This window comes from Burkholderia aenigmatica (assembly GCF_902499175.1).
Classification (GTDB): Bacteria; Pseudomonadota; Gammaproteobacteria; order Burkholderiales; family Burkholderiaceae; genus Burkholderia; species Burkholderia aenigmatica.
In genome coordinates, this window is record NZ_CABVQC010000001.1 from 337967 (window position 1) to 348898 (window position 10932).

11 protein-coding genes are annotated in these 10932 nt (G+C 66.3%); 6 read left to right on the forward strand and 5 right to left on the reverse strand.

Features of this window, described 5'->3' with window-relative positions:
- Positions 1–6: 6 nt before the first annotated feature.
- Positions 7–1080: a polyamine ABC transporter substrate-binding protein gene (locus tag BDO18943_RS01545; protein ID WP_230624399.1), complete on the reverse strand. Its 1074-nt coding sequence runs from the start codon at positions 1078–1080 to the stop codon at positions 7–9.
- A gap of 286 nt (positions 1081–1366) precedes the next feature.
- Between BDO18943_RS01545 and BDO18943_RS01550 the strand changes: the two genes are divergently transcribed.
- From BDO18943_RS01550 to BDO18943_RS01560, 3 genes are all read left to right on the forward strand, one after another.
- Entirely contained in the window at positions 1367–2200 is an 834-nt protein-coding gene (locus BDO18943_RS01550; protein WP_175020915.1) for a helix-turn-helix transcriptional regulator, read from the forward strand.
- Positions 2201–2352: 152 nt separating this feature from the next.
- Positions 2353–3525 (forward strand): porin, encoded by a 1173-nt coding sequence (locus BDO18943_RS01555; RefSeq protein ID WP_175020916.1) that lies wholly within the window; start codon positions 2353–2355, stop codon positions 3523–3525.
- Between the two features lie 118 nt (positions 3526–3643).
- Entirely contained in the window at positions 3644–4288 is a 645-nt protein-coding gene (locus BDO18943_RS01560) for a glutathione S-transferase family protein (RefSeq protein ID WP_175020917.1), read from the forward strand.
- A 39-nt stretch (positions 4289–4327) separates the two neighbouring features.
- Here BDO18943_RS01560 and BDO18943_RS01565 read toward each other — a convergent pair whose 3' ends face one another.
- The 4 genes from BDO18943_RS01565 to BDO18943_RS01580 all read right to left on the reverse strand — a co-directional run bounded on the left by BDO18943_RS01565 (position 4328) and on the right by BDO18943_RS01580 (position 7752).
- Positions 4328–4840 carry a hypothetical protein gene (locus BDO18943_RS01565; protein ID WP_175020918.1) on the reverse strand — a complete coding sequence of 171 codons (513 nt, stop codon included), beginning with the start codon at positions 4838–4840 and terminating at the stop codon, positions 4328–4330.
- A gap of 498 nt (positions 4841–5338) precedes the next feature.
- The gene (locus BDO18943_RS01570; protein ID WP_175020919.1) at positions 5339–5794 is read right to left on the reverse strand and encodes a sodium:proline symporter; all 456 of its coding nucleotides are present in this window, start codon (positions 5792–5794) and stop codon (positions 5339–5341) included.
- Positions 5795–5906: 112 nt separating this feature from the next.
- The gene (locus BDO18943_RS01575) at positions 5907–6584 is read right to left on the reverse strand and encodes a nitroreductase (protein ID WP_175020920.1); all 678 of its coding nucleotides are present in this window, start codon (positions 6582–6584) and stop codon (positions 5907–5909) included.
- A 181-nt stretch (positions 6585–6765) separates the two neighbouring features.
- Entirely contained in the window at positions 6766–7752 is a 987-nt protein-coding gene (locus tag BDO18943_RS01580; protein ID WP_175020921.1) for a LysR substrate-binding domain-containing protein, read from the reverse strand.
- 57 nt (positions 7753–7809) lie between these two features.
- On the opposite strand from BDO18943_RS01580, the gene BDO18943_RS01585 reads away from it, so the two are divergent.
- From BDO18943_RS01585 to BDO18943_RS01595, 3 genes are all read left to right on the forward strand, one after another.
- A complete protein-coding gene (locus BDO18943_RS01585; protein ID WP_043183973.1) occupies positions 7810–8709 on the forward strand; it encodes a DMT family transporter in 900 nt (299 codons plus the stop codon).
- A gap of 641 nt (positions 8710–9350) precedes the next feature.
- On the forward strand, positions 9351–10505 hold the full coding sequence (locus BDO18943_RS01590; RefSeq protein ID WP_122950191.1) for a branched-chain amino acid ABC transporter substrate-binding protein: 1155 nt from the start codon (positions 9351–9353) through the stop codon (positions 10503–10505).
- A gap of 88 nt (positions 10506–10593) precedes the next feature.
- Complete coding sequence (locus BDO18943_RS01595; RefSeq protein ID WP_175020922.1) at positions 10594–10896, forward strand: XRE family transcriptional regulator; 303 nt, start codon at positions 10594–10596, stop codon at positions 10894–10896.
- Positions 10897–10932 lie beyond the last annotated feature (36 nt).

The window sequence follows — 10932 nt, forward strand, 5'->3', positions numbered from 1 at the left end:
GCCTCCTCAACCGCCCGACTTCAACTGCAGCCACAGACGGTTCTGCATCCGCGCGATCTCGGCGCTGCGCGGCATCGCAAGCGACGTCTTCGCGATCGTCGCATCGGACAGGTAGATGCCCGGGTCCTGCACGATCGCCGGTGTCACGAACGGGCGCGCGGCCTTGTTGGCGCTCGGGTAGAAGATCTCGTTCGTGATCGCCGCGTTGGTCTTCGGATCCTCGATGTAGTTGATCCATTTCAGCGCGGCTTCCGGATGCGGCGCATCCTTCGGGATCGCCATCACGTCGAACCACAGCAGGCCGCCTTCCTTCGGATTCACGTAGCGGATTTCGTACGCGCGCTTCGCGTCCAGCGTGCGCCGCCGCGCGATGCCGACGTCGCCCGACCAGCCGAGCACGACGCACACGTCGTTGTTCGCCAGGTCGTCCGCATAGCCGGCCGAGCTGAACTGCGTGACGTACGGGCGGATCTTCTTCAGCACGTCGTAGGCCGCCTGGTAATCGGCCGGGTTCTTGCTCTCCGGGTCCTTGCCCATGTACTGCAGCGCCGCCGCGAACGCGGCGTCCGGCGCGTCGAGCAGCGAGATGCCGCAGCCTTTCAGCTTCGCCGCGTTCGCCGGATCGAACAGCAGCGCCCAGCTGTCGGTCGGCGCGTTGTCGCCGAGCCGCTTCCTGACGGCCTCGACGTTGTAGCCGATACCCGTCGTGCCCCACGCCCACGGTACGCCGTACTGGTTGCCCGGGTCGGCCTTCGCGACCATCTTCATCAGCACCGGGTCGAGGTTCGCGAGATTCGGCAGCTTCGACTTGTCGAGCTTCTGGTACACGCCAGCCTGGATCTGCTGCGCGAGATAGTTCGACGTCGGCACGACGATGTCGTAGCCCGAGCTGCCGGCCAGCAGCTTGGTCTGCAGCGTGTCGTCGCTGTCGTAGCTGTCGTAGCGGACCTTGATGCCCGCCTGTTTCTCGAACACCGGCACCGTGTCCTTCGCGATGTATTCGGACCAGTTGTAGACGTTCAGGTTGGCATCGCCGGCACGCACCGGCAGGCTTGCCGCGGCGGCAAGGCCCGCCGACATGACGAACATGGCACGGACGGCCGGACGACAGCGAAATCGGACACGCATGGGGATCTCCAGAGAGTAGTCATCGGCCGTTGCGCCACGCCCGGGTGGGCTCGCGGTAACGCCGTCAGACGGTTTCGGCACAGGGGTCAATGTAGAGATCGCGATTCGCACCGTCAGTCCCGAAAACCGGGACAAGCGATGTCGCGTGCCGGGGCCGTTTGAGTGGATTCCCATCTAGGCAATCGAAAATCGTCGTGATACGAGTAGCGCCACCTGAAATTTCCTGATACCCGAGGCCATGGACGCTGCGCTCCCCTCCCCCGATCTGCCGCTGAGTCACGTCGCATTCGTGACGGAAACGCTGGGCGATATCGCGCAGGCCGTCGGCACGCCGCAGTTCATGCGCGCCGTCTACGACACGCTCGTGCGCTACGCCGACTTCGACGCGGTACACCTCGACTACGAACGGGTCGCGTCGTCGGGCCGGCGCAGCGTCGGCTGGATCGGCAGCTTCGGCCGCGAGCCGGAACTCATCACGCAGGTGATGCGCCACTACTACCGGAGCTATGCGAGCGACGATGCGACCTACGCGGCCATCGACAGCGAAAGCGACATGCAGCTCGTACAGGTGTCCGCGCAACGCGTCGCGAGCGAGATCCGCCATCAGTTCTTCGACAGCGGCGACATCCACGACGAATGCGTGATCGCCGGCGTCACGCTCGGCACGCGCTATTCGATCTCGATCGCGCGCTCGCGGCGGCTGCCGCCGTTTTCATTGAAGGAGTTGAGCCTGCTGAAGCAACTGTCGCAGGTGGTGCTGCCGCTGGCGTCCGCGCACAAGCGCCTGCTCGGCGCGGTGTCGGCCGACGGCGGCGAGTGCGACGAACTCGATCTCGACCACGTCGCGCAATGGCTGCCGGAATGGCAGGAACGACTGACCGCGCGCGAGCTGCACGTGTGCGCGTCGTTCATCCAGGGCATGACCTCGGCTGCGATTGCGCAGTCGATGGGGCTCAAGACGTCCACTGTCGACACGTACGCGAAGCGCGCATTCGCGAAGCTCGGCGTCGATTCACGCCGGCAGTTGATGACGCTCGTCCTGAGAAACGCGTCGCGACGGCACGACGCATGAGTTTCCCGCGCACCGGCCGCCGGCCGGTTGCGCACGCATCCATCCCCGCGCCGCCTCATAACGATCCGACAATTAATTGGTTCCCTTGACGATGCGCTGTCCGTATCGTTCACCGACTCGTCAGACCATTCGACCAACGGGGGAATCCAACAATGAAACAGATCCGTTCACTCGCACTGCTCACGCTGCCGGCCGCGCTCTATGCCGTCGGCGCTCACGCACAAAGCAGCGTCACGCTGTACGGCATCGTCGATGCCGGCATCGCATACGTGCACAACGCGCAGAACGCGAACGGCAGCAACGCGTCGAGCCTCGTCAAGTTCAGCAGCGGCAACCTGTCGGGCAGCCGCTGGGGGCTGCGCGGCACCGAGGATCTCGGCGGCGGCCTGGCCGCGCTGTTCCAGCTCGAGAACGGCTTCAACATCGGCACCGGCGCGCTCGGCCAGGGCCAGCGCGAATTCGGCCGCATGGCCGTCGTCGGCCTCTCGAGCAGCACGTACGGCACCGTGACGCTCGGCCGCCAGTACGATCCGGTCGTCGATCTCGTGCAGGGTCTCACGCAGGACAACTACTTCGGTGGCGTGTTCGCGACGCCGGGCGATCTCGACAACTACGACAACAGCCTGCGCGTCAGCAACTCGGTGAAATACACGAGCCCGCTGATCTCGGGCTTCCAGTTCGAGGGCCTGTACGGCTTCGGCGGTGTCGCGGGCGCCACCGGCAGCGGTCGCACGTACAGCTTCGGCGCGAGTTACGCGAACGGGCCGCTGTCGCTCGGTGCCGGCTTCTTCTACGCGAACGGCGGCTCCACCGTCGCAAACGGCGTGCGCAACTGGACGAGCAGCTCGGACACGCTGTTCAACACCGTGATCAACCAGGGCTTCTCGAGCGCGAAGTCGATCCAGATCGTGCGCGTGGCCGGCCAGTACGTGGCCGGGCCGGCCACCTTCGGCCTCGCGTATTCGAATACGCAGTACGGCGCGGACACGCTGTCGGCCTTCAGCCAGAACGCGAAGTTCAACAACGGCTCGGCGTTCTTCAACTGGCAGTTCTCGCCGGCGCTGCGCGCGGGCGTCGGCTACAACTACACGTCGCTGACGGGCCCGGCGTCCGCGCACTACAACCAGGTCAACCTCGGCGCGGACTACGCGCTATCGAAGCGCACCGACCTGTATGCGCTGTTCGGCTACCAGAAGGCGAGCGGCAACACGCTCAACGCGAACGGCGCGGTCGTGAAGGCCGCCGCGTCGGTCGGCTCGTATGGCGTGAACTCCGGCACCGATACGCAGGAACTCGCGATCGTCGGGATTCGCCACAAGTTCTGATCGCGTCGCCGCACGGCGACATCGACCACGACGACAGCCGGCAGGCGCGCACCTCGGTGCGCGCCTGCGGCGTTTACACTGTCCGCGATTCCGTTCCGCACGACACAAGGAGGCTGGCATGCTGACCGTATGGGGGCGCCGCAATGCATTCAACGTCCAGAAGGTGATGTGGCTCGTCGACGAGCTCGCGCTCGCGCATCGGCACGTGCCGGCCGGCGGGCAGTTCGGCGTGCTCGACACGCCCGCTTTTCTCGCGATGAACCCGCACGGGCGCGTGCCCGTGATCGACGACAGCGGCACGGTCGTCTGGGAATCGCACAGCATCCTGCGCTACCTCGCCGCGCGTTACGGCCGCCCCGGCTTCTGGCGTGACGATCCCGCCGAACAGTCGCGCGCCGACCGCTGGATGGACTGGTCGCAAACCACGCTGCAGCCGACGTTCCTGAACGGCGTGTTCCGGGGCTTCTTCCGGACGCCGCCCGAGCAGCGCGACACGGCGCGCGTCGAGCAAAGCATCGCGCAGTGCGCGCAGCACTTCCGGACGCTCGATGCGGTGCTGGCCGGGCAGCCGTTTCTCGCGGGCGACGCGCTCTCGCTCGCCGACATCGCGGCAGGCACGCACCTGTATCGCTATTTCGAGCTCGACATCGCGCGGCCGGACATCCCGCACGTGCAAGCGTGGTACGAGCGGCTGAAAGCGCGGCCCGCGTATCGCACGCACGTGATGATTCCGTTCGACGACTTGCGCGGGCGGCTCGATTAGCGGATGTCCTGGCGCGGCAGATCCGCCCGCAAACTCCGCCTAATGTCGCCGCATTCCACCGAATCCGCTCGCGCCGCCGAACTGATGCATGCCGCCGAATCCGTGACTGGCGGTGCCGGCCGGAAACGCACCATGGTGAAAACCGGCGCCGATCGGCACGCCGAAGCGGTGATGCTCTATCCCGTTGAAGTGGACGACGTGATCGAAGTGGTGGAAATGATGAAAGTGGTGGAAGCGATCGACGAAGACGAAGCCCACGCCCGCGCCGATGAAAAGCGGCGGCCCCCAGTACCACAGGTCGGCATACGGATAGTCCACCGCCGGATACCATAGAACGCTACCGTCGGGGCTCTGCACGAACTGCCATGTGCCATCGTCTTGCAGGCACGCGCGCCCCACGATTTGCTGCTCCGTGCCGTCGATGTTCGCCTGCGCGACGACCGCACGACAGTTCGTACCGGCGTCCGCCTGATCGTCGTACGTTTGCGCAAAGACCGCCGCGGAACAGCCGAGACAGACGATACCTATCCCGGATCGAAACCAGTTGCACATGATCGGCTCCTGCCTGATTGCCCCCGACCACTCGATCGCGTGGCGCCGCTGGCGGCGCCCGGCAGATCGGATTGCTTGCACACGATTCATCACGCGGCGCTCGCATGCCGCCGCTTCATACAGGGTCTCCTGCCGGCTAAACGATGCAGCGCGCCTGCTTATTCCAGGGGTCTGGTGCGAATGAATCGTTGTCGCGTTTGACGTCCGGCCTAGGGCCTGTTCACGCTAATAACGGGCTTGCGCTGGCCACCAGAAGGGCCGAGCGCAAGGATTGCGACGAAGCGAATACTCGACGTATTCACGAGGAGCATGACGCGGCGATCGGCCCTTCTGGTGGCCAGCCCCACGAATGAATTTTCCCGAACAGGGGAACGTGCCTTTCCGCCCGCCTTGCGGCGTCGTTCGTCGCTTGTTTGGCACGGCCAAACGGCGCTCCTCACTTCTTGCACTGCGAGCGGAAAGGCACGTTCGCAAGTCCGTTATTAGCGTGAACAGGCCCTAGCGTCTCGCGAAGCGATAGGCAGCCGCTGCGGTGATCCCGAATACCAGATGGGCCACCAGCGTGATCGCGCCGCGAACCGGGATGAACCACGGGAAGATCGTGGTAAAGGCGTACAGGTTGACGCCGTACAGGGCGAGGCCGAACGCGCCGCCTGCGAGCAGCGCGACCGCGAGCGACAGGGTGCGAATCACCTTCGCCAGCACGGCCGCGTAGGCCAGCGACAGCACCAGGTGCACGAGGGTCGCCACCACCATGACCAGCGGATCGAAGCCGCCGGGCGCGCCGAGCGCGCGGCGCCCCATCACGATGGCCGCCGTGAGGCGCGCGTCTCGCAACAGGTTCCCGATGGCGTCGTCGCCGACGATCGGCCAGAGCAGCAGCTCGACGACGGTCGAGCCGACCGCCGCACCGAATGCGGCCCAGAGCACCGGGACGAGACTGGCTCGCTTCAATGGGCGCTCCCTTCGCAACCGGCCGATGCATCGAAGCGGCGTGCGCCCCACCCGCTTCGGCTCCGGTCGGCCGACGTGTGCCCGCGATACCGAACCGGGCGGCCACGCAAAATTACGACGCCCCTTCGCAATCCGTCCAGTACGCGAAAGGATCGCGATGTTTCGGATAATTCTCGTCGAGCCATTTCAGCAACGTCGCCCGCGCATTGTCCATGTCGGCTTTCAGCGACGAGGTCGTCAGTTCGTGCACTTCGACGGACTTTTCGCGATCGACCACGAAGCAGTTCCAGTCGGGGCCGTCCAGATCCGGATCGTCGGACGCCTTCGACGACTTGCCCCAGCCGAACCCCTTGCGTGCGTCGATGTAGTACCGCGGATGCACCTTCAGGTACGACATCTCGCCGCCTTGCAAGCTGCTCTCCGCGCGCAGCACATCGTGTCCGTCGACGATCTGCGTGACTTCCGGCAGCCGGCGCGCGCGCCATCCGGCGGGCAGCGTCGCGATGGCCTTCACGCTGTCGTACATCCCCCACTCCAGCCCCCACGCTTCGGCCATGCGCTTCATGAATGCGTTCGCATTCGGATAGCCGCGCAACTGGATCCGGGTCGACAGCGTGACTTCGACACCGCCGCGCCCGCCGGAACCCGCGGACGCTTCATCGCCCGCCGCTTCAAACGGATTGAACGGATTGCCCGGACGCGACGCGCGCGTCTCATCTGCGGGCGCCATACCCGAAAACAGCTGGTCGAGCGCCGCACGCGCTTTCGACGACTTGTCTGGCCTGTTCATCGCTGACCTCCTTTCCATCGGCACGGCTGTACACATTTTCGATTTTCGTTCATCTCTCCACCTCATCGTTTTTCGCGGTCGCATTGTCGTCGATCCGGCGGCCCGAGCCTAGTGCCGCGAATCGCGTACCGCTTCCTTCTGCGCCATCGGCCCGCCGTGGCGGGTCGTCAAGGCGGGCCGGCTAGCGGCCTTCGCCCACCGCCGCCCGCATCCGCTCCATCAACGCGAGCACCTCCGGCCGATTCTCCCCCTTCGCGTGCACGAAGTAATACCTGAGCACCGAATCGACCTCGTGCGGGCTCACGCGCACGAGGTCGCTGCGCTTCAGATAGGCGTCGGCGAGCGGCACGCGCGCCAGCGCCACGCCGAGCCCGGCCTCGGCCGCGGCCAGCACCAGGTTGTAATCCTCGAAACGGCGATCCTGCGCGCGCGGCTTGAACGGCACGCCCAATGCATCGAACCACGTGCGCCAGCCTGTCACGTCGGAATCGTGCAGCAACGGCAGGTCGAGCAGCGCGGCATCGCCGCGCCGGCGGCGCTCCGTGGCCAGTTGCGCGGCGAGCCGCGGATGCGCGACCGGATAAAGCCGCTCCGGCATGAACGCACGGATTTCGAGCTGACGCCAGTTGCCGCGCCCGTAGCGAATCGACAGATCCGCTTCGCCGCCGGCGATATCCACATTGCGAAGCTCGATGCCGAGCTCGATCCGCAACGCCGGCGCCTCACTCTCGAGCGCATGCTGGCGCTCGAGCAGCCAGAGCTGCGCGAAGGCCGGCACCACGCTCATCCTGACCAGCCGCGGCGTACGCGGCGAGCGCCACTGATCGGCCGCACTGTCGATGATCGCGAACGCCTGCTCGATCCGGCCGACGAAGCGCTGCCCGTCCGGCGTCAGGCGCACGCCGCGCGCGTGACGTTCGAACAACCTCAGGCCGAGCCAGTTTTCAACGGCGGCCACCCGCCGGCTGATCGCGCCGTGCGTCACGCCGGAGACGTCGGCCGCAGCCAGGAACGAACCCTCGCGCGCGACCGTGCACACCGTCTCCAGGCTCGCGAGCGGCGGCCGCGAACCCGGCGCCGGCGCGGCGGCGGGCGACGCCGCTGGCGCGCGCTTCGCACGGGTTGAAGCACCGGCCGCCCGCCGGCCCGAGCTGTGAATCATGGTCATATCTGCGTGCTGATCTGTGCGCTAGCTTAGCATCTTGCCACACCGCATCATTGCCGCATGAACACGCTCTCCACCCCGTCGTCGCGCCCTGCGCGGCAGCCGCTGATCGCGGCCGGCGCGGTCGCTTTCACGATCGTTTCGTGGGCGTCCGCTTTCCCCTTCATCCGGATCGGCCTGCATGGCCTGACCCCGCTGCAGCTCGCGGCGGCGCGCTTCGCCACCGCGGCCGTGCTGATCGTCGCGTGGCTGATCGCGCGACGGCCGCGCGTGCCGACACGGGGCGACGCGCTGCGCTTCCTGCTGTGCGGCTTTCTCGGCATCGCGCTCTATAACGCGCTGCTCAATACCGGCGAGCAGACGGTATCGGCCGGCGCGGCAAGCTTCATCGTGAACACCCTGCCGATCTTCACCGCGCTGCTGGCCGCAGTGTTTCTTGGCGAGCGCTTCAATCGCTGGGGCTGGCTCGGCTCGCTGGTCAGCCTCGCCGGCATCGCGGTGATCGCGCGCGGACAGCCGGGCGGCCTCGTCCTCGGCGCGGGCAGCACATTGATCCTCGGCGCGGCCCTGTGTTCGGCCAGCTATTTCGTGCTGCAGCGGCGGCTGATTCCCGTGTACGGCGCGCTGGCCTGCACCGCGTACACGCTGCTGGCCGGCGCGCTGCTGCTCTCGCCTTGGCTGCCGGGTGCGCTCGTGGCGCTGGGCAGCGGGTCGCGCGACACGACGCTGGCCGTCCTGATGCTCGGCATCTTCCCCGCCGCGCTGGGTTACGCGACCTGGACGTTCGCACTCGGCTACTTCGGCGCGGCACGCGCCGCCAACTTCCTCTATCTGACGCCGGCGGTCGCGACGATCCTGTCGATGGCGCTGACGGGCGAGCGGCCCGGTATCGAGACGGTGTGCGGCGGCCTGCTGGCGATTGCCGGCGTGATCTTCGTGGCGTTGCGCGGACGCTCCTAGGATCGCAGCGTCATCGGGCCGGCACGATCGCCCCGGCGATCCGCAAGCGAGCCGGTCGGGACGCCCCCGGCATCTGCGAAACCGAATGCGTGGCGCGGGCTGTCGCCGTCGCGCCAGTTCGCCGAGGTTGCCGGACTTGACCGTTAGTTGCGTTAGATGAGGGCATCGATCCCGATGAAGCATGGTCATGCAACCGGATGCGCAATCGAAACCGTCCAAACTGTGCAGACAAATCGACCGAACAGTTCCGAATTGACCGCGCATCAGTGTCCATGGCTTCGTCCCGGCCGCCGGCCGAATAATGGATGCGGCCGTAAGGCCGTCGACAGCGAATCGCAGCCTGCGGCCTGCTGCGGCGCACGATTTCCGGCATCCGGCACCTTCGAAATCCGGGCCCCGGCCGTGCCGCGTCCGCCCCGCCATGCGATTCGCCGCAGCGCGCAAAATCGGCTTCATATATATTCGTACGAATTGCACCGTATCAGGCCCCGATTCGACCGCTCATCCGGGCGGCACGTCGCAGGTCAGGACGCGATGCAAGTGAAGCCCATGATGGGTATGGAGACTCGTCCGATCGCCCCGACCTCGCCGTCGGCCGGTCGAGACGTCAATAGAAAGATCATTCAATTCGGAGATGGCAGATGGAACGAAGCACTGTCGGCATGCGCTGCAAACCCCTGATCACCGTTGCACTGGCTGCCGCCGCGTTTGCGGCCGCCTCGACCGCCATGGCCGACCAGGTCGTCAAGATCGGTAGCGTCGAGCCGACGACGGGCGGCATCTCGCACCTCGGCAAGGACAACGAGAACGGCGCGCGCCTCGCGGTCGAGGAAATCAATGCGAAGGGGCTCACGATCGGCGGCAAGAAGATCACGCTGCAACTCGACGCGCAGGATGACGCGGCCGACCCGCGCCAGGCCACGCAGGTCGCGCAGAAGCTCGTCGACGACAAGGTTGTCGCCGTCATCGGCCACCTGAACTCGGGCACGTCGATCCCGGCCTCGAAGATCTACAGCGACGCGGGCATCGTGCAGATCTCGCCGTCGGCCACCAACCCGACCTACACGCAGCAAGGCTTCAAGACGACGTACCGCGTCGTCGCGACCGACGCGCAGCAGGGCCCGGCACTCGCGAGCTATGCGCAGTCGAAGGGCGTGAAGAGCGTCGCGGTGATCGACGATTCGACCGCGTACGGCCAGGGCCTCGCGAACGAGTTCGAGAAGAAGGCGAAGGCGCTCGGCCTGAAGGTGCTGTCGCACGACGCGACCAACGATAAGGCCGTCGACTTCCGCGCGATTCTGACGAAGGTCAAGGGCGAGAACCCGGACGCGATCATGTACGGCGGCATGGACGCCACCGGCGGCCCGCTTGCGAAGCAGGCGAAGCAGCTCGGCCTGCGCGCGAAGATCCTGTCCGGCGACGGCGTGTGCACCGACTCGCTGGCCGATCTGGCCGGCCCGGCGGCCGACAACGTGACGTGCTCGCAGGCCGGCGCGGCGCTCGAGAAGATGCCGGGCGGCGCGGACTTCCTCGCGAAGTACCAGAAGCGCTTCAACCAGGGCATCAAGTTCGATGCGCCGTTCGCGTATGACGCGGTCTACATCGCGGTCGACGCGATGAAGCGCGCGAACTCGACCGATCCGGCGAAGATCCTCGCCGCGATGCCGGCGACGAAGTACGACGGCGTGATCGGCACGACGACGTTCGATTCGAAGGGCGACCTGACGCACGGGATCATCTCGATCTACGGCTACAAGAGCGGCAAGAAGACCTTCGTCGACCAGGTGAAGATGTAACCCGACGCGGCGCCGGCACGACGGGAACGCCACCCGTCGGCGCCGGCGCCGCGCGGGCCGATTTCTGATTCACGGAGACGAAAGCATCATGTGTGCAATGGCGTATGCGGAATTCCAACAGGAGTTGAAGAAAGCGCAGTTGACGGCGCGCGAGTTCGCCCGCCTGATCCGGATGAATGAAAGTTCGATCACGAACTATTCGAGCAAGGGCACGGTTCCGTCCCACCTCGCGGTGATCGCGAAACTGATCGGCACGATGGCCGCGCACGAGATCGATTTCCGGCGCGTGATCCGGCAGATGCGGATCGAACCGAAACGGCCACGCGGCGGCGGCACGTTTCCTGCGGCGGACAAACCACGCGTGCGGAAAACGGCGAAAGCGGACGCCTGAGCCCGGGCATGCGTCGACAGCGGCACGGTGCTTGCC

Excerpts from the sequence above, each read along its gene's own strand:
- BDO18943_RS01585 (WP_043183973.1), top strand. The coding sequence starts at position 7,810 with ATGAACACGCTCTCCACCCCGTCGTCGCGCCCTGCGCGGCAGCCGCTG.
- BDO18943_RS01555 (WP_175020916.1), top strand. The coding sequence starts at position 2,353 with ATGAAACAGATCCGTTCACTCGCACTGCTCACGCTGCCGGCCGCGCTC.
- BDO18943_RS01560 (WP_175020917.1), top strand. The coding sequence starts at position 3,644 with ATGCTGACCGTATGGGGGCGCCGCAATGCATTCAACGTCCAGAAGGTG.
- BDO18943_RS01550 (WP_175020915.1), top strand. The coding sequence starts at position 1,367 with ATGGACGCTGCGCTCCCCTCCCCCGATCTGCCGCTGAGTCACGTCGCA.
- BDO18943_RS01580 (WP_175020921.1), bottom strand. The coding sequence starts at position 7,752 with ATGACCATGATTCACAGCTCGGGCCGGCGGGCGGCCGGTGCTTCAACC.
- BDO18943_RS01565 (WP_175020918.1), bottom strand. The coding sequence starts at position 4,840 with ATGTGCAACTGGTTTCGATCCGGGATAGGTATCGTCTGTCTCGGCTGT.
- BDO18943_RS01590 (WP_122950191.1), top strand. The coding sequence starts at position 9,351 with ATGGAACGAAGCACTGTCGGCATGCGCTGCAAACCCCTGATCACCGTT.
- BDO18943_RS01575 (WP_175020920.1), bottom strand. The coding sequence starts at position 6,584 with ATGAACAGGCCAGACAAGTCGTCGAAAGCGCGTGCGGCGCTCGACCAG.
- BDO18943_RS01595 (WP_175020922.1), top strand. The coding sequence starts at position 10,594 with ATGTGTGCAATGGCGTATGCGGAATTCCAACAGGAGTTGAAGAAAGCG.
- BDO18943_RS01545 (WP_230624399.1), bottom strand. The coding sequence starts at position 1,080 with ATGTCGGCGGGCCTTGCCGCCGCGGCAAGCCTGCCGGTGCGTGCCGGC.